Source organism: Candidatus Liberibacter asiaticus (genome assembly GCF_000590865.3).
GTDB classification, from domain to species: Bacteria; Pseudomonadota; Alphaproteobacteria; order Rhizobiales; family Rhizobiaceae; genus Liberibacter; species Liberibacter asiaticus.
Genome location: NZ_CP010804.2, coordinates 249,947 through 269,030 on the forward strand (window position 1 = coordinate 249,947; position 19,084 = coordinate 269,030).

Consider the following 19,084-nt stretch of genomic DNA (forward strand, 5'->3'; position numbering starts at 1 on the left):
CAACTGATTTATTGACCCCAAGAGATAGAAGAACTATTCTAAAAATCACCAAACAATGTTTCCTAACGCACTCAAAATTACATAACATTTCTTATTCATTGATTTATTTTTCAGATATTGCAGAGCTACTTCAATTCTAAGACAAAGCTCTATGGAGATAAATACAATAATGCTTAACTAGTACTATCCGTGGTATAAACAAAATAATATGCAATATAACTAACCGGATGCTTACTCATTACTAGAAGGATAGAAAAAAATATGAAACAGAAAAAGTCGTTAGATGAACGATATATTGAAGATGTCATTCAAAGTTTTCAAAAAGGAGAAATGGTTATCGTCACGGATGCAGATGACCGCGAGAATGAAGCTGACTTAGTACTTGCCGCCATACATTGCACATCCGAAAAAATGGCATTTATCATCCGCCATACTTGTGGAATCGTTTGCACTCCCATGCCCTTTCACACTGCACATAAGCTTAAACTTAATCCTATGGTATTAGAAAATGAATCCGTTCACAAAACTGCTTTTACCGTCTCCGTTGATTCTAAACATGGAATCACTACTGGCATATCTGCCGATGACAGAGCATATACCATCAAAAACCTTGCTAATCCACACAGCATTGCGGATAATTTTGTCCGCCCAGGACATATCTTCCCTCTTATATCCCGCGATGGAGGAGTACTAGTTCGCCCTGGTCATACAGAAGCATCAGTCGATTTATGTAAAATCACAGGACTACCTCCGATAGCGGTTATTTGCGAATTAGTTAACGATGATGGAACAATCAAAAAAGGAAAACAAGTGATTGAATTTTCAAAGAAATATGACTTGAAAATCATTTCAGTCCAAGATCTAATTGCTTGGCGAAAGAAAAAAGAAATATAAATTATATCCTTCATATTCGTCGGACAATAAAAAATGCATTTTCTTGAATCCGACCATAGTGATATGTTTTCTTTCCTCTTCGTAGCAGGATTCAAGTTTCCACTCAATACATTTTAACTACTTACCTAGTGACAGTATATCAAATATTCCAAAAAAATGAATCTATGAGAACTAAATTTCCCAGGAGTTCTTAGGCGTATTATCCTTGATAAATCTATAAGAAACTGGAAAAAAAATAGCGCTCGACAGTCTTCATATCTATAAGATGATCAACCATTAAAATTGTGAATAACACAAAAAGATAGGTTATAGATTCCAAAAAAAGTTTTTTCGTCACACGAATATCTTTATCTTCTTTGCACAAAAATGTGCGCCATGCCCATAAAGTAAAATGATACCCTAAAAAGAATACTATGATCCCATACGTAACACTGGCAAAGCCCAGCATCGTGGGAAGAACTCCTACGATAGAAGTCAACACTGTATATATAAGAATATGCATTTTAGTTGTTCTATCTGTAACAACATTCGGCAACATAGGAATAGAAGCCTTCTGATAATCATCTTTACATAATAATGCTAAGGACCAAAAATGCGGTGGTGTCCAAAGAAAAATGATCAAAAACATCACCAAAGATGCTATCGATACATCACCAGTCACAGAAGCCCAACCAATCATTGGGGGGATAGCCCCCGCTATTCCTCCAATTACAATATTTTGCGGCGTAAAACGTTTAAGCCAAATCGTATATATCACAACGTAGCAAAAAATAGACATGAAAAGTAGTGTAGCCGATACCCAATTGATGGCTAATCCCATTATCACAATTGATGAAACTGCCAAAGAAACTCCTAATACCCAAGCTTCCCACGGAGAAATTTGACCTAGCGGAATAGGACGTGATGCCGTACGCGCCATCATTTTATCAATGTCTGCATCGTAGTACATATTAAGAGCACCAGAAGCTCCCGCTCCCATAGCTATAGCAAAAATACTAATAACACTTTTTAATACACTTATATGTCCAGGTGCTAAAACGATTCCAACAAAAGCAGTATATATAGCTAAAGACATGACACGCGGCTTAAGAAGAACAATAAAAAAATTAAGCCTAAATACTTGAAAGTACACTTCTTTATCCTTTAATGCTAGAGAACTAGTACTAAAATACTCATTTATACATATACTTATAAATCTTAGTTATCACTATTATAGAAAACACAAATCATCTATAAAAAGTAACGAAGCAAATGATAATTGCCGAGTTTAAGTAAAGCCTATACAAAAAAGTAATACTAGTATGCATTTACTAAAAGAAGACGCCAAATACCCCTTATATTGAAAATTCCATACGTTCAAAAAATGATTCAAAAATCAGAGAACCTGACATGAAGAGAATCCTTGGTGAACCGTACTTAAAAAGGTATAAAATATTCCATATTAGATTGCGATTGTTTCATATCATATACTTCTCTTGATAACCCCTTGAAAAAGGCTATTTTACAATGGCAACATCTTGAAATCTCAGATTATCGCCCCCGAATCATGAGAAAAACTCATCTTTTATTCTAAAATACGATTGCTATAATAACTGTCTTTATTTCAGAACCGCATTTCCCATTTATCTCTCACAATGTACATAAATCAATCAAAACACAAGAAATTATACTAAAACGACCTTTTATATTTTGGGTAGAAAAAACCCTTATTCTGTAATTCATTCCTATCAGAACATAAAAAACCAGAGTAGATCCCTGTATAAATGATATCTCAAAGTCGCATGAACAAGGAAGAAATGACATGCTACCTACTTCTATTTCCCCCCTCTATTCGCTGAACAGCCGCATAATCATGCATAACAAATACCCAAACATTCGACCTATTCAACGAGCAACATAACAACGCACGTTATTCTTTTGTCTTCAAAACGAAAACCTGACGCCCCCGATACAAACCTGTTTTCATATCTACATGGTGTGGACGCCGCAATTCTCCAGACTTTTTATCCTCTACATAAGCAGGGGGAGTCAGGGCATCCGCAGAACGACGCATACCTCGCTTTGAAGGACTAGTTTTTCTCTTAGGGACAGCCATATCAAATCACTCCTTCATTATAAAATTAAGAAACATCTACAACATCCTCATATAGCAAACGGAATTGCTACAATACCATGGAACTACCACTAGCTTCGTGACTCTTACACCACGTTTATACTTTTGAAAAGCATTGAATTTATGCGAATGAGTATATAATATCCCAATCATTATAATTGCGCAATTTAAAAAAGAAGAAAGTAACGCATTGCGTTATCTGATCCCTTAAGCCTTGTAAATTGCTGAACTTTTGCATAATAAATTGTGCACAGTATGCAGTTCACCTATCGTTTACATAACTCTATCATGGATTGTTGGCACGGTTTTATGAGTCATCTTTATCTTTTAGCAAAGCGGTCATTGACCAAAAATAAATTCTTCCTATACCGAGATAATTTCACTGGCATTTTGTTGATCAGCACAACTTTCATAACAATGATCCTTGCCAATATATCGTTCTCTTCTGCATATTATTTTGATGCTTTAGAATATAAAATCGCCAACCTTACCCTAAGGGACTGGGTTAATGATATTCTAATGATACTTTACTTCTTCATGATTGGATTAGAACTCAAACATGAACTTATTCATGGAGAATTATCCAGTTGGACAAAACGCTCTCTTCCTTTATTGGGAGCCATAGGAGGAATAACATTCCCCGCTTGCATATACATGATTATTAATTGCCATACAGAGATCTATCTAAAAGGATGGGCTATTCCTACCGCAACAGACATTGCATTTACATTAGGAATATTGTCGTGGATAGGACCAAATATACCTTCTTCTCTTAAAATATTTTTCACAGCTCTCACAATGATTGATGATTTTTCTGCTATTGCTATCATGGCAATATTTTATACGCAAAGCCTCAATTTATTCGCATTACAAGTTGCAATAACACTAATTTTTTTACTTTTTTTATTAAATCGTTGTGGGTTTACCAACCTCTTTATATATGGATTCCTAGGGTTTTTCTTATGGCATTCAATATTTAAATCAGGGATACACACAACAGTATTTGGAGTTATTATGGCTCTTCTTTTACCTGATATAAAGAACTACCACTCACCAAGCAATAGAATATCATTTTACTTACTGGGAGATGGACTAAAATCTTGGGTTATGCCTCTTGTATTGCCGGCATTTGTATTTGTTAATACTGGCTTAACCATATCTACAATACCCTATACAGATATCTCGGATCCCATCGTATGGGGAGTAATGCTAGGACTCTTCCTCGGAAAACAGTCAGGTATTTTTTTATTTGCTTTTTCTACCGTCAAAATCGGATGGGGAAAGCTTCCCAAAGACACCAATTGGTGTCTACTATATGGAGGATCTATCCTATGCGGAATAGGCTTCACAATGAGCTTATTTTTAACATTACAAGCTTTTCCAAATGCCAATAATCTGCAAGAAAAAGCAAAAATAGGAATCATATTATCTTCTGTAATATCAATAATCTACGCTTATTTGGTGTTTAAAATCCCATTGCGTAAAAAATGAAATAATCAAAACACGAGAATCACATCTTCCCTATAAGGAAAAGGCGCGCTCTACAACAAAAGTCCCAGGTCTACTATTTGACCCTTCCCTAAATTTTTTTGCTATCAGCAAATCCTTCATATCCACTATCATGGTCGGAGATCCACAAATCATTATCCGATCAGTATCGGGATTTAATGGAGAAAGATCCATATTACGATAGAATTCCCCCGATAATATGTGATTAGTAATGCGACCCTTGTATAAATAATCTTCTTGGGTAACTGTCCTATAAAATTTAAGCTTCTGACCAATCAAATCTTTTAAAATCTCATCTTGAGATATTTCGTGCATCACATCTATTCCATATTGCAATTCAACAACTTGGCGACATGTCTGTGTGACTATAACCTCATCAAATTTTTCATATGTTCCAGGATCACGAATCACGCTAACGAAAGGAGCAATACCCGTTCCCGTAGAGAATAAATATAATCGATTCCCAGGAATCAACGCATCTAGAACTAAAGTCCCTGTTGATTTTTTATGCAACAAGATAGTATCGCCAGGCTGAATATTCTGAAGATGCGTTGTCAGAGGACCTTGCTCCACTTTTATAGAAAAAAATTCTAATTTATCGTCCCAACAAGGACTAGCCATAGAATAAGCACGAGATATCCGTCTTCCATTGACCATGAGACCAAGCATGACAAATTCACCAGATCGAAAACGGAAACTCTTCGGACGTGTGATACAAAAACGAAACAACCTATCTGTATAATGCTTTATCGATATAACACTTTCACAGTATACATTCACAGGCAACTTAGGAGAAACATCACACATTTTTCAAATATCCAATTCCTATACCTTAAAACCTAATTCCAGCGTATTAAATATTTTAAGAATCAAAAGAAAGAAGCTACTTAGTAAGACTATCCTACTGTTATTTACAAACAAATCGTACCTTAAAATATCTTGTTCATCATCTTTCATCATACATAATGTCGGTAGTATCTATTATTTTAATGCAGATACAAGCGTTTTCAAATCAGTTTCTATATCAGAACGAATATGTCAAAAGCAATGTTTGAAAGTCCCAAGTCTACTATTAGACCCTTCCCTAAATTTTTTTGCTATCAACAAATCTTTCATATCCACCACCATGGTCGGAGATCCACAAATCATTATCCGATCAGTATCGGGATTTAATGGAGAAAGACCCATATTACGATAGAATTCCCCCGATAATATGTGATTAGTAATGCGACCCTTGTATAAATAATCTTCTTGGGTAACTGTCCTATAAAATTTAAGCTTCTGACCAATCAAATCTTTTAAAATCTCATCTTGAGATATTTCGTGCATCACATCTATCCCATATTGCAATTCAGCAACCCTACCACATGTATGCGTAATTATAACTTCATCAAATTTTTTATATGTCTCAGGATCACGAATCATGCTAGCGAAAGGAGCAATACCCGTTCCCATAGAGAATAAATATAATCGATTTCCAGGAATCAACGAATCTAGGATTAAATCCCCTGTTGATTTTTTATGCAACAAGATAGTATCGCCAGGCTGAATATTCTGAAGATACGTTGTAAAAAATCCTTTGTCCACTTTTATAGAGCAAAACTCTAACTTATCATCCCTACAAGGACTAGCAATAGAGTAAGCACGAAATATCGGTCTTCCATTGACTATGAGACCAAGCATGACAAATTCACCAGATCGAAAACGGAAACTCTTCGGACGTGTTATACAAAAACGAAACAACCTGTCTGTATAATGCTTTACCGATATAACACTTTCACAGTATACATCTGCAGCCAATTCGGAAGAAACATCACACATTTTTCAAATATCCAATTCCTATACCTTAAAACCTAATTCCAGCGTATTAAATATTTTAAGAATCAAAAGAAAGAAGCTACTTAGTAAGACTATCCTACTGTTATTTACAAACAAATCGTACCTTAAAATATCTTGTTCATCATCTTTCATCATACATAATGTCGGTAGTATCTATTATTTTAATGCAGATACAAGCGTTTTCAAATCAGTTTCTATATCAGAACGAATATCTTGTCTTGCAAGAGCGAAAGCGATATTTGCCAAAACGAATCCTTTTTTCGAGCCACAATCATATGTATGCCCTTTGAAATGATATGCCAAGAAATCGTGTCTTTCAGATAACTTGCGCATAGAATCCGTAAGCTGAATTTCACCCTTACCTTCGTTTTCCTTCCAATCATTCAAAATGCTGAAAATATCGGGATGTAAAATATAACGACCATTAATAAAAAAATTTGAAATAAACGTGCTAGAATCTGGCTTCTCAATCATATCGGATATATGAAAAACTTGATGATCGATTGCTTTACCCACCTGAACCATCCCATACTTACAAGATAATTGAGGATCGCATTCTGAAACAGCTAAAATGTTTGCACCTTCTTTTTCATATAATTTGATCATATTGGCCATACAATTTTCTCCTTCTAAAGGAGACATAATCATATCAGGAAGCAACAAAGCAAAGGGATTATCTCCAATAATATTTCGCGCACACCATACCGCATGCCCCAATCCCTTCCTCTCATATTGCCACGTAAATACAGCATTCCCAATCGAAGGAATAGATTCTGCGAGCAAGGTTAATTCCGCTTTTTTATTGCGTTTTCTGAGGGATTGTTCCAGTTCAAATTGAATATCAAAATAATCCTTGATCAAACCTTTCCCACGCCCCGTAACAAACACAAAATCTGTTAATCCAGCTTCCAAGGCTTCCTCTATAACATATTGGATAACAGGTCTATCGACTATCGCTAACATTTCTTTAGGAATCACCTTAGAAATAGGAAAAAAACGCATCCCCAAACCCGCAATAGGGAAAACCGCCTTTCGAACCTTTTTCAATGAACCCATCTTGTTCATTCTTTCATATTTTCAAATATTATGCCCATCTGCAACGACCTATTTACTACACGTTTACCAATGTCGAAATTTAAAAATTCTTATTTTGCAATTACCATTAAAATCTATCTGATTACTTCTTCAATAGTAATGTTACCTTGATCATATCATCATCCAAGAGCATTCATAATTTAAAAAAAATAGATATCATACAATCTACTTAATTTTATGAGTAATGTAGGAAATAATTTTTCTTTTCTTTTGACATTTTCATCAGGAAAATACGACAATTAAAGTACTCTTAATCCTATCACACAAGTGGTCTATACCCGTCGGGGAGTAGCTCAACTTGGTAGCACACTTGACTGAGAACCAAAAGTCTCTGGTTTAATTCAATGTGAACACTGAAAAAAAATCTTCTCTTGTAGAATATAACCACATAATATCTGCTGTTAAAAACCTTTTAACTGCGATCAAATATTACCTTCCTATTTTGTCAAAGAATTTACATTGTAATTGTCATTAAATTTCAATTTTTATATCAAGAAAATAATAGTATTTTCTTATTTCCTATGCTTTTTTTAGTATCATTATAGTGCAAATACTATCACATTGATGTTTTTATCAAATAATATCTAACCTACTGGTTACATGCTTGGGCAACATTCTTGAATTGGAGAATACTCACAGTGATTAAATCGTTATTATCCACATTAGCAAATATACCACTCCCAAGAATCATCTTGTTAAACATTTCGGGAGTAATTGTTTGCTTTTTAATGATTCAGCACGTTGGAGGATATCCCCCTTGTGATCTTTGTATACAAGAACAAAAAATTTATTATTTTGGATTTCTGATTGCTCTAGTAGCAGATCTATCCACCCGAAACCACAACTCATATTGGAGTACTCGTTTATTACTGATGACACTCGGACTGCTGATGTTTTTTAATATGACTATCAGCGTGATTCACGTAGGAATTGAGTGCGGGATATGGGAAAAAAATGCGATCTGCATGAATAATTCTAAGATTGAATCAATTACAAGCACGGTAGACCTACTGACACAAATGGAACAAGAAAATATCCCATCTTGTAATAAAACAACCTTATATGTTCTGGGATTATCTCTAGCATTTTGGAACATCATTGTAAGCTTTTTTCTCTCTTTTATTACTAGCATAGCTATGCTAAAAATATCTCGAAAGAAATAAAACTACTTATTTTTTCTTTATTTACCTCATTAAAAAGCGTACGTAAAAAAAGCCTGAATTTATTTTGATCCCACAAAAATTCAATAATTATGCATTACGGCTTCTTACGCCAATAATATATGATCATAGAAGCATTTAACTCAGCACCAAGAATGAAAAAAACTCCCAACATATAAAGAAAAACTAAACATGTCATAATAGAAGCTAAGCCCGCATACATTGTAGAATATGTGGAAAAAGTGACAATATAGTGTGTAAATAACACGGCTCCTACTACCCAACTAATCCATGTAAAAATGACTCCGGGTAGAATACTCATAATCTTACTCTTTGCCGCGGGCAAAAAAAGATGAACAAAAATAAGCCCGATAAATAAAGCCAACATTGTAGCATATATCCTCCCATTCCAGATTATTAGCAAAAGATTTCCCAAAGCAGGAAAAAATTTTCGTACATATGCCAATGCCAATGGAATCGCTACAAAAACAAAACTCATTATAACTAATGTAACAGATGCAAGAAGCACATATCCAAAACTTATCAAACGAGTGATATACCAAGATCTCATTTCGACTACACGATACGCTCGATTAAGAGAAATGCGCAATGCCTCAACGCCATTAGAGGAAAAATATGCCGCAGCTAAAGCCGAAATAGTAAACAGTCCCTTGGCCGGCACTGCCAATACTTGCAAAATTTCGTCCGTAATCGGTTTTGCAATCACTTCAGGCCACGCACCAAAAACAACATCAATAACAGTTGGCACGAACTGATGTGCCCCTAAAAAACCAGCTAAATTTGCACCAAACACTATAAATGGAAATACCGACAACAACGCTGAGAGTGAAATATGACTAGCCATAGCCCAGCCATCTTCTTCCACAAAATGCTCAATAGCATCATAAATAATATCAAAGACGATGCAAAAATATTCTCGCATCTAAGTGCTCCATTCATTGGATTGGCATGCGATGACAAAATACCTATATAAAAAACACAACTATCCTCTTGTTGATCAATTGCCACAATCATTTTTTAAGAGAAAAGCACTATAACTGAACCTTTTTCATGTAAGTTCTACACGTTTGTTAGCTATAGTTACTAGTTTAATTCATATTACAACCTTTTAAAATTATACAACAGCTTGAAGTCAAAATACAGAAGATAATATGCGATGCCTCACTTTACCATACCGTAAATATATGTTCTCAAATACCATACCTAAAATTAAAGAAAATATCCCGTAATTTCACGTGAAAAATATGATTTTTTCATCCCTTTACTTAAACATAGAATTTCACTAGAATGAAAAAGATAGGAGTACATTACTAACAGCGCACTTCTCATCGTCAATGTTTATCTGCAAACATGCATCTCTTTCATAAGAAATCATGAAAAAACCGTCTAGTTTATGAATGAATTGTATATATCTATAGATAGAAAGTGCTCGCCAATTTAATCACTATGGAACCTGCATATGAAGATACTCGTACCTATTAAAGGGGTCATAAATTACAATACGAAGGTACGTATAAAAAATGATTACTCTGGTATTGAGACAGAAAATACGAAGATATCAATGAACCCTTTTGATGAGATCGCACTTGAAGAATCCCTACAGTTAAGAGAAAAAGGAATAGCAACTGAAGTTATAGTAGTGTCCATAGGATCCTGCAAAGTTGAAGAAGTTCTCAAAAATTCTTTGGCTATGGGAGCAGATAGAGGTATCCTTATTGAAAGCAATGAAACGCTTGAACCATTGTCGATAGCAAAAATTCTTCGTGAGATAGTAAAAAAGGAAAATCCCATAATAGTCATTGCTGGCAAACAAACTACTGACAATGAATCAAATCAAACCGGACAAATGTTGGCAGCATTAATGCGATGGCCTCAAGCGACATTCGTTTCCAATATAAAGATTATTGACAACCACGCAATCGTCACCCGTGAAGTAGGTCATGGCACTATGACTATGGAAACCCCCTTACCGGCAGTGATCACAGTAGATCTTAATCTCAACGAACCTCGTTATATCTCTTTGCCAAATATCATTAAGGCACGTAAAAAACGTATTGAAAAGAAAAAAGCCACTGATTTTGCAATCGACTTGACACCTCGTCTAAAAGTTCTCAGATTCGAAGAAAATCGAGCAGAAAGAAAGGGCTTAAGGCTATATTCTACTACAAAACTCATTGAAATATTGAAGAGTAAACATGACTTATTGTGACATGCCAGTACTTTTATTGGCGGATTATAATCAAGAAAATTTATCAGAACAAACCGCAAGAATCGTCACAGCTGCTCAAAAGATCAGTCATGATATCCATGTGTTAGTCTTAGGAGATAATATTGAAAATATTGCTCAACAAGCCGCAAGAATCCAGGGCGTTACTCAAGTTATTGTTGCGCAAAGCACCATTTTTCGACACAAACTTGCCGGTCCTGTCAGCGATTTTGTCGTTTCCATTGCAAGAGATTACAAAACAATCATGGCTTCTGCCAATGCAATGGGGAAAGATATATTGCCGCGCGTTGCCGCCATGTTAGATGTCATGCAAGTATCTGAAGTCATTGAAATTATCTCTCCTAAAATCTTTAAAAGACCATCATATACGGGAAATATTATTCAAACCATTGAAACAACTGATACTTATCAAATTATAACAATCCGTGCGATAGCATTTCCACCTGCACCAAAAGCAGAAAAAGTTGCTTCTATTCACAAAATTTCTGCGGAAGTTCTAGAGAAATACATTTCTAACACACGTTTCATTAAAGAAGAAAGGACCTCCCTCAGCCCAACGGATCTCTCTTCCGCAAAAATTGTCATATCAGGAGGAAAATCTTTCGGCTCTATGGAAAATTTTCACAAATTACTTCTTCCATTAGCGAAAAAACTCGGAGCAGCTATAGGAGCTACTCGCGATGCGGTAGATGCAGGTTTCGCACCTAATGACTGGCAAATCGGACAAACGGGAGTCACAGTATCCCCAGAGCTTTATATTGCAGCAGGAATATCCGGTGCTATTCAACATATATCAGGTATGAAAGATTCTAAAGTGATTGTATCCATAAACACAGATGAAAACGCTCCTATTTTCAAAATTTCTGATTATTTCATTGTTGGAGATATTTTTAAAATTTTACCAGAAATAGAAAAAAATCTGTAACTTTTAATCTTATAAAGAGCTATAGCATAAATGCTCTGATATAATGCAATGCTTCCACGTAATAAGCTTAAATGGAGAACCTAATATTGAGCAAAAAAATAAAATCCAATGAAGTCAATCAAATGTGGGGAGGTCGATTTTCTTCTAGTCCTAGTTGGATTATGGAAAAAATAAATGTTTCCATTGATTTCGACAAAAAACTCTTTGAGCAAGATATTCTAGGCTCTAAAGTGCATACCACTATGTTAGCAAAACAAGGGATAATATCCTCAGAAGAGGCTCAAAAAATCATAGAGGGATTAAAGGTGATTCGTGCTGAAATTGTGGATGGCTCATTTGTATTCTCACGTGATCTTGAAGATATTCACATGAATATTGAAGCAAGACTAACCTCGTTAATTGGATCAATTGCAGGCAAGATGCATACTGCACGATCACGAAATGATCAAGTGGCTTTAGACTTAAGATTATGGATCAAAGAAAAAACCCTAGAAATCACAAATGACTTAAAAAAACTGCTCACCATTCTTTTGGATAAAGCAGAAGAACATCATAATACCATTATGCCTGGATTTACCCATTTACAAACGGCACAACCTGTAACTTTTGGGCATCATTGTATGGCATATGTAGAAATGTTTGGACGTGATATTTCAAGATTTTTTGACTCTATCGAACGCCTCGATGAGTGTCCTTTGGGAGCAGCGGCTCTAGCCGGCACTAGCTTTCCTATAGATCGTCACTTCACAGCCAAAGAACTTGGGTTTAGAGAACCAACACGCAACTCCATTGATAGCGTCTCAGATCGTGATTTTATCTTAGAATGCCTTTCGCATTCCGCTATCTGCGCTATGCATATGTCGCGGTTAGCCGAAGAAATAATTCTTTGGTCAACGCCGCAATTCAATTTTGTCAGATTGTCAGATGCTTTCTCCACCGGCTCATCAATCATGCCACAAAAACGAAATCCTGATGGAGCAGAATTAGTGCGTGCAAAAACAGGCCGTATTAATGGAGCACTATTATCTCTATTAACAATCATGAAAGGATTACCCTTAGCTTATTCTAAGGACATGCAGGAAGATAAAGAACCTGTTTTTGATGCTTTAGAAACCTTACAAATTATCATTCTAGCTATAAGCGCAATGATTGAAGACCTTACAGTAAACAAAGATCGCTTACAGGAAGCTGCTACTAAAAGTCATTCTACTGCTACAGATCTCGCAGACTGGTTAGTAAGCCATGCTGGATTACCTTTTCGAGAAGCCCATTATATAACAGGATGCACTGTCTCATTAGCAGAAAAGAATCAATGTGAACTTGCAAAATTACCCTTGGCAATGCTACAACAAATCAGCCCTGTTATTACATCTGCTGTTTATGATATTCTCAAGGTTGAGTCATCAATATCAAGTCGCAAAAGCTTTGGAGGAACTTGCGCCGCGGAAGTCTTGAAACAAGTTACTTATTGGAGAAATCGAATCCAGAATATACCTAAAAAAATATGAAATATTAAATACATGTACTACGAATTATCCATGGATGGCCATAATGCACCTGACCTTACTACGATTAAGTATTTTCTTGACTTATGTTGTTTTGAGCACTACGTACAGTAGTTGCGGACGTAAAAGTGATCCTACACATCCTAAATCAAGTAATTATTCTTTCAAGACTATGCAACCATGAGTGCTTTTAAATACTTTGAGGGATCATTGCATGCAGAGAATGTTTCACTTGAAAAACTTGCTCATGTTGTCCAAACACCTTTCTATTGCTATTCTACAACTGCTATAGAAAAGAACTACCTTACATTCTCTAATGCTTTTGACGGCATGGATACAATGGTTTGTTATGCCTTGAAAGCAAACTCTAATCAAGCCGTAATTAAAACTCTCGCGCACTTAGGATCCGGATTAGATATAGTTTCTGAAGGTGAGTTACGTCGCGCTTTGGCTGCTCCAGTTCCAGCAGAAAGAATCGTTTTTTCAGGAGTTGGAAAAACAATTGACGAAATAGATCTAGCTCTTCAGTCAGGGATATATTGCTTCAATGTTGAATCGGAATCTGAATTAAAAACTTTGAATCAACGTGCTGTATCGTTAGGGAAAAAAGCCCCTATTGCTTTTCGTGTTAATCCCGATATAAATGCGAATACTCATAAAAAAATATCCACAGGGAAAAAAGAAGATAAATTTGGCATTCCTATTCATCAAATACACTCCCTTTATGCTTACGCGAGTACTCTCCCAGGCGTAAAAATATCAGGGGTTGATATGCATATAGGCAGTCAAATAGATCAGATTGAATCTTTTCACAAAGCATTTAAATTATTGCGTGATCTCACACAACAACTCCGATCTAATGGACATAATATCCAACATATAGATGTTGGAGGTGGCTTGGGAATTGCTTACCATAGTGATCACCGTCCTCCTTCTTCTTCTGATTATGCATCTCTGATCCATCAATATTTCGGGAACTTACAATGTAAAATTATCCTAGAACCTGGAAGATTCTTAGTTGCTGATGTAGGGATATTGGTCACTAAAGTAATCAGTATAAAAAAGAGTGCCGATAAAACTTTTGTCATCTTAGATGTCGCCATGAATGATTTTATGCGCCCTACTCTTTATGATGCTTACCATGAGATAAACTATATCGTTAATCCAGCAGGAGATCGCTTGCATATCCATGCAGACATAGTAGGACCCATATGCGAAACAGGTGATTTTATAGCTCTCAATCGTAAAATTGCTTTACCTAGACCAGGAGATCTCTTGTACATTGAAAAAACTGGCGCTTATGGAGCCGTTCAATCTGGAACATATAATTCGAGACTATTAATTCCTGAAATCATGGTCAACGGTTCTCAGTTTCATATCATACGCCCTCGTATGACATTTCAAGAGTTGATAGAACTAGATTCTATTCCAGCATGGCTACAAAAGACCCCAAAGCAATCATCTGAGAATTATTAATCTTATCTCCAAAATTCAAAAAATATTTCGGTATTCGTGAAAACACTTACCGTTTCAAGTAAGAGGATTCGAGCTTATTATAAAGAGATAGAATGATCAGAAACCATTCATTTTTATCTCTTACACTAATAGTTTTTTTCACGTTGCGCGGGCATGCTTGCACATCAAAATTACATATATCAAGTATTACTAAAATACGTGAAATATGTTCAAACTAGTTTTATGATCCAAATCAAATAAAAGATTTCACTAGATTTTCCACTAAAAGACTCCAACCGTCAATTAAAACAAAGAAAATAACTTTAAATGGCAACGATATCGACGTTGGGGGTAACATCATCATTCCCATAGCCATAACAATGGTAGCTACAATCATATCAATAATCAAAAATGGCAAAATAATAAGGAAACCAATTTCAAAACTGCGTCGAAGCTCCGAAATCATAAAAGACGGTATCAAAATTCTATATTCGATATGATCATTTTTCGTGATATCTGTATTTCTATGAGAACTATGAGCCATATCCATAAAAAGGGACAAATCTTTTTCCCTAGTATTATTTCTCATAAATACCCAAAATGGTTCAGCAACACGTTGAATGGCTGTCGTTTCAGTGATTTGATTGTTCATTAAAGGCTGTATTCCCATTTCTATTGAACGATCTAAAGTTGGAGACATCACATAGAAAGTCATAAATAGTGCAAGGCTGATTATAACAAGGTTAGGAGGAACAGATCCCATTCCCATTCCCGTTCGCAGTATTGAAAAAACGATGATAAACCTTGGAAAACAAGTAACCATAATGAGAAGAATCGGAGCGATTGACAAAATAGTAAAAATCCCAAAGGTTCTCACGATCCAAGTAGAAATAGACAAATCAGCAGGGATATTCATAACATCATGTAGAGACGATTTCGCAAAAACTAATTCTGGTGTCACTAAAAACAATGCAAAAAAACAGTATCTAATCATGCGATTATAAATGTCCTGAATATAACACTTGATACAAAACCCTGTGAACGTAGTTTCACACGCTCTTCAATATCCTCCTTGAAATATCGAAAACCTTGAGCACCCGTTATTTGCTTGATAGACACAGTGCGTATATACGCCATGATATCTTGATGAAGAGTTTCTAGAAAAACCTTGTCTGGTATGTCTTTACAAATCAATGCGATATCTAATCTTAACCAATCTTTAGGCGATGAATCAAAATTTGTTATAATGGGTTGAAGAGAAAATATTTGCAACTTTTTTAGAGAAATCGTGTCACCTGTATGGACAGAACGTACACTATTATCATAAAAATTGTTCAGTATAAATTTTTGATATTTTTCCTCTTTCTGCCCAGCAAAAAGGAAAAGCATTACAATCCCACCTAGCCAGCCACAAAATATTCCAATGAATGTGTACACTACAAACCATGTAACAAAAAGCTTATGTTGATTACCACGAATATATTGCGAGGTTGTATCATCGTATGACATATATTTAAGACCTTAATCTTAGAGTGGGGAAAGATTCTCAATTAACTGATGTCCGATAGGAGGTCGTAATAATTCTGTTGTACGTCCTTTTCCACCATAAGAAATTCTTGCTTCGGCAATCTTATCGTAAGAAACACTATTATGTGCATCAACATCCTGAGGTCGTACGATTCCAGTCACATTGAGACTGCGAATTTCATCATTGACACGTACTTCTTGCGAACCGCTAATGATAAGATTCCCATTTTCTAATATTGCTGTAACAATAGCCGCTATCAAAAGATTTAATTTCTCCGCTCTGCTGATAGATCCTTTGCCTGAAGAAGCACCTCCACCATCGTAATTGAGATTACCATTCATTTGAGGTGTTTGTTGTCCAAAAAGGGAAAACCCTCCCGATAACTTTCTATGCAAAGAATTATTACGGCTACGCCCTGTTTGATTATCAAAAACGGCTTGATCATCGATCCGGATATCCACCGTTAAAATATCACCTACATTGAGAGCACGAGAATCTTTAAAAAGAGCAGCATGAGAATCTCTCCATAAAGAATAACTTTTCTTCGTTGAATCGGAATTTTTAAAATCAATGCCGAGAAAAGGCATACGATTATTTTCATCTAAAGATGAACCCATGGGACTCATCTGTGGAATACCAGTAATTTCAGAAATACTGCTATGACAACCAAATAGTAACGACGAATAGCATAAAACAATGAACGAATAGCGATACATCACGAAGATCTTTTTAATTTCTTAAATTTAAGCATATTAGCCACAACATTGGTAATCATGGTCGCTGACTTGGGATTCATTTTAGACATAATTAAGCTGGACTGACGTGGAGAAAGTCGCATGAGGATATGAGAAGATATATCCGGATCTATTTGCTCTAACTGAAGAGCAGCAGAATCCGAATCCATCTTTTTATAAATATCTAAAATATTTTTGTTATATGACATAATAAAACTATCATATTTCTGAAACCATAAGTTGTATTCTTTTTTATGGTTTTCTAATAATATTACGCGCTGTTCTATATCTTTCTGTAGATCTTCTAATACTTTTTTTTGCGACAAATAGTCACGTTCTCGTACTGAATCAATAACATTAGTACAATATTGCTGAATTTCTCTGTCTACAAGAGTAGGATCCCCATAACTCTGATTAGCAAAACCTTGTAAGAAGAAAAATAGTAAAAATAAGAGTTGTGATAACATATCTCGCTTTTTATAATAATAAATAATCGGCAGAAGTATCATTGAATTATAATCTCTGATTGAAGGGCGCCCGCTGCTTTAATGCCTTGAAGAATAGAAATAATCCCATCTGTCTTCAATCCTATGCTATTCATCCCCGATATAAGACTATTGAGATCAGGAGCATCGATCAAAGAAAAAGATCCTTTATTATCAGATACTTTAAGATCTGTATTATTTTGAGTTACAGTGCTTCCATTGGAAGAAAAAGCATTTGGTTGAACAACTTGTTCATTTTCAGTAATCTGTACCGTTAAATTTCCATAACTCACAACAACTTTAGAAATTCTGACATTGTCCCCGATTACAATCGTACCGGTTCGTTCATTTATAATAACTCTAGCAGGCGTATCGGTCTCTACCGTCAGCATTTCAACTTCAGACATTAATCTAGTTAAATCAATATTCGTAGGCTTAGAAACTTTCACCGTTCGTGAATCATACGCTTCTGCAATGGGTCTACTAAAACGATTTAACGAGTAAGAATTAATTTGATCAGCAATCCGTATAGCAGTAGAAAAATCTGGATTACGTAATTGCAGAATAAGATCCGCAGAATCCTTAAACTTTTTGGGTAATTCTCTCTCAACAATTGCGCCATTAACAATTTTTCCACCCGTAGATATACCTTCCATAAAGGAAGAAGATTGTCCTTTAACAAACAATCCTGAAACAACTACCGATCCTTGCGCCACTGCGTAAATATTACCATCAGCTCCTAAAAGAGATGTCATCACTAATATTCCACCACGTAAAGAAGAAGCATCCCCTAACGAATTAATTGATACATCAATACGGCTACCAGGACTAGCAAAAGGAGGTAAATTGGCTGTCACCATAACCGCAGCCACATTTTTGGATCCTAACCTACCCCCTGGAGTCGATATACCAAGATTTTGTAATAAAGAACGCATCGATTGTTCTGTAAAAGGTGATGAACGCAAACTATCACCTGTTCCTTGAAGCCCCACAACGAGACCATACCCTATCAGCTGATTATCCCTACCTGATTGTAGGGAAACAACATCTTTTATACGAGATACAACCTGTGCTGATATCTCATGCAACCCAATAAGAGAAAAAATCAAAAAAGCTATACGAAAAATCATTTTACTACAACACGAACTGTGCCGGTATCTACCACACTTCCAGAAACCATGACCCCAGTATCAATATTTTTGACAGCAATAACATCTCCAATACTTGCATCAGAAAGCGCAATACCAGCGGTAGATATTGTCATATTTCCTTGGGTGAGAATGATTCGAACTTTAGCACCACGAGAGATGACATAAGGACGGTGCAATACTGACAGAGGTATGACATGATCTGGTAGTAAAACACGTCGCGTGACAAGTCCCACAACATCTTTGATGGAATGTGCGTAATTTCCTCGAATATTCGAATTTGTAACTTGCATCTCTTTGAGTCGAGATTCATTTAATACTTCTCCCGCATTAATAACGACAGAAGGAACAACAGCATGACCTATTACACTAGCAAATAAACTATCCAAAGAAAGCACATAGAGAGAAAAAAAGAGTAAGAATCTCACACAATCCATGTCTAATCT

18 protein-coding genes and 1 pseudogene are annotated in these 19,084 nt (G+C 35.7%); 7 read left to right on the forward strand and 12 right to left on the reverse strand.

Annotated features, from left to right (window positions below; genetic code table 11):
• Positions 1-261 precede the first annotated feature (261 nt).
• Positions 262-888 (forward strand): annotated as a pseudogene (gene ribB, locus CD16_RS01160) (3,4-dihydroxy-2-butanone-4-phosphate synthase); the annotation flags it as partial.
• A gap of 220 nt (positions 889-1,108) precedes the next feature.
• Here the strand turns inward: ribB and CD16_RS01165 are convergent.
• Together CD16_RS01165 and rpmF are read right to left on the reverse strand one after the other, a co-directional pair.
• A complete protein-coding gene (locus CD16_RS01165; RefSeq protein WP_012778579.1) occupies positions 1,109-2,026 on the reverse strand; it encodes a heme o synthase in 918 nt (305 codons plus the stop codon).
• Positions 2,027-2,803: 777 nt separating this feature from the next.
• Complete coding sequence (gene rpmF, locus CD16_RS01170; RefSeq protein ID WP_012778580.1) at positions 2,804-2,989, reverse strand: 50S ribosomal protein L32; 186 nt, start codon at positions 2,987-2,989, stop codon at positions 2,804-2,806.
• A gap of 327 nt (positions 2,990-3,316) precedes the next feature.
• Between rpmF and nhaA the strand changes: the two genes are divergently transcribed.
• Positions 3,317-4,498 (forward strand): Na+/H+ antiporter NhaA, encoded by a 1,182-nt coding sequence (gene nhaA, locus CD16_RS01175; RefSeq protein ID WP_031934781.1) that lies wholly within the window; start codon positions 3,317-3,319, stop codon positions 4,496-4,498.
• Between the two features lie 30 nt (positions 4,499-4,528).
• Here the strand turns inward: nhaA and CD16_RS01180 are convergent, their stop codons facing one another.
• The 3 genes from CD16_RS01180 to CD16_RS01190 form a co-directional block, all read right to left on the reverse strand.
• Positions 4,529-5,323, reverse strand: coding sequence for a ferredoxin--NADP reductase (locus CD16_RS01180; protein WP_012778582.1), 795 nt, complete (start codon positions 5,321-5,323; stop codon positions 4,529-4,531).
• Positions 5,324-5,554: 231 nt separating this feature from the next.
• A complete protein-coding gene (locus CD16_RS01185) occupies positions 5,555-6,337 on the reverse strand; it encodes a ferredoxin--NADP reductase (protein WP_040055284.1) in 783 nt (260 codons plus the stop codon).
• Positions 6,338-6,511: 174 nt separating this feature from the next.
• Positions 6,512-7,411 carry a UTP--glucose-1-phosphate uridylyltransferase gene (locus CD16_RS01190; protein ID WP_012778584.1) on the reverse strand — a complete coding sequence of 300 codons (900 nt, stop codon included), beginning with the start codon at positions 7,409-7,411 and terminating at the stop codon, positions 6,512-6,514.
• 677 nt (positions 7,412-8,088) lie between these two features.
• Here CD16_RS01190 and CD16_RS01195 point away from each other — a divergent pair.
• Positions 8,089-8,613, forward strand: a complete 525-nt coding sequence (locus CD16_RS01195; protein ID WP_012778585.1) for a disulfide bond formation protein B — start codon at positions 8,089-8,091, stop codon at positions 8,611-8,613.
• A gap of 94 nt (positions 8,614-8,707) precedes the next feature.
• Here CD16_RS01195 and CD16_RS01200 read toward each other — a convergent pair whose 3' ends face one another.
• A complete protein-coding gene (locus tag CD16_RS01200) occupies positions 8,708-9,553 on the reverse strand; it encodes a YihY/virulence factor BrkB family protein (RefSeq protein ID WP_012778586.1) in 846 nt (281 codons plus the stop codon).
• A gap of 537 nt (positions 9,554-10,090) precedes the next feature.
• Here CD16_RS01200 and CD16_RS01205 point away from each other — a divergent pair.
• From CD16_RS01205 to lysA, 4 genes are all read left to right on the forward strand, one after another.
• The gene (locus CD16_RS01205) at positions 10,091-10,840 is read left to right on the forward strand and encodes an electron transfer flavoprotein subunit beta/FixA family protein (protein ID WP_012778587.1); all 750 of its coding nucleotides are present in this window, start codon (positions 10,091-10,093) and stop codon (positions 10,838-10,840) included.
• The gene (locus CD16_RS01210) at positions 10,827-11,783 is read left to right on the forward strand and encodes an electron transfer flavoprotein subunit alpha/FixB family protein (RefSeq protein ID WP_012778588.1); all 957 of its coding nucleotides are present in this window, start codon (positions 10,827-10,829) and stop codon (positions 11,781-11,783) included. Before CD16_RS01205 ends, CD16_RS01210 begins: the two co-directional genes overlap by 14 nt.
• A 71-nt stretch (positions 11,784-11,854) precedes the next feature.
• A complete protein-coding gene (argH, locus tag CD16_RS01215; protein WP_045490160.1) occupies positions 11,855-13,291 on the forward strand; it encodes an argininosuccinate lyase in 1,437 nt (478 codons plus the stop codon).
• Positions 13,292-13,468: 177 nt separating this feature from the next.
• Positions 13,469-14,764 carry a diaminopimelate decarboxylase gene (gene lysA / locus CD16_RS01220; RefSeq protein WP_012778590.1) on the forward strand — a complete coding sequence of 432 codons (1,296 nt, stop codon included), beginning with the start codon at positions 13,469-13,471 and terminating at the stop codon, positions 14,762-14,764.
• A 232-nt stretch (positions 14,765-14,996) separates the two neighbouring features.
• Here the strand turns inward: lysA and fliP are convergent, their stop codons facing one another.
• From fliP to flgA, 6 genes are read right to left on the reverse strand one after another with little or no spacing between them, the layout of a single operon-like run.
• A complete protein-coding gene (gene fliP, locus CD16_RS01225) occupies positions 14,997-15,737 on the reverse strand; it encodes a flagellar type III secretion system pore protein FliP (RefSeq protein ID WP_012778591.1) in 741 nt (246 codons plus the stop codon).
• Positions 15,734-16,252 (reverse strand): flagellar basal body-associated FliL family protein, encoded by a 519-nt coding sequence (locus tag CD16_RS01230; protein ID WP_012778592.1) that lies wholly within the window; start codon positions 16,250-16,252, stop codon positions 15,734-15,736. The genes fliP and CD16_RS01230 overlap by 4 nt, the downstream gene beginning before the upstream one ends.
• Before the next feature lie 18 nt (positions 16,253-16,270).
• Positions 16,271-16,987 carry a flagellar basal body L-ring protein FlgH gene (gene flgH / locus CD16_RS01235; protein WP_012778593.1) on the reverse strand — a complete coding sequence of 239 codons (717 nt, stop codon included), beginning with the start codon at positions 16,985-16,987 and terminating at the stop codon, positions 16,271-16,273.
• The gene (locus CD16_RS01240) at positions 16,987-17,514 is read right to left on the reverse strand and encodes a MotE family protein (RefSeq protein WP_012778594.1); all 528 of its coding nucleotides are present in this window, start codon (positions 17,512-17,514) and stop codon (positions 16,987-16,989) included. The genes flgH and CD16_RS01240 overlap by 1 nt, the downstream gene beginning before the upstream one ends.
• A complete protein-coding gene (locus CD16_RS01245) occupies positions 17,511-18,620 on the reverse strand; it encodes a flagellar basal body P-ring protein FlgI (protein ID WP_012778595.1) in 1,110 nt (369 codons plus the stop codon). Before CD16_RS01245 ends, CD16_RS01240 begins: the two co-directional genes overlap by 4 nt.
• Positions 18,617-19,075, reverse strand: coding sequence for a flagellar basal body P-ring formation chaperone FlgA (gene flgA / locus CD16_RS01250; RefSeq protein WP_012778596.1), 459 nt, complete (start codon positions 19,073-19,075; stop codon positions 18,617-18,619). Before flgA ends, CD16_RS01245 begins: the two co-directional genes overlap by 4 nt.
• Between the last annotated feature and the right edge of the window lie 9 nt (positions 19,076-19,084).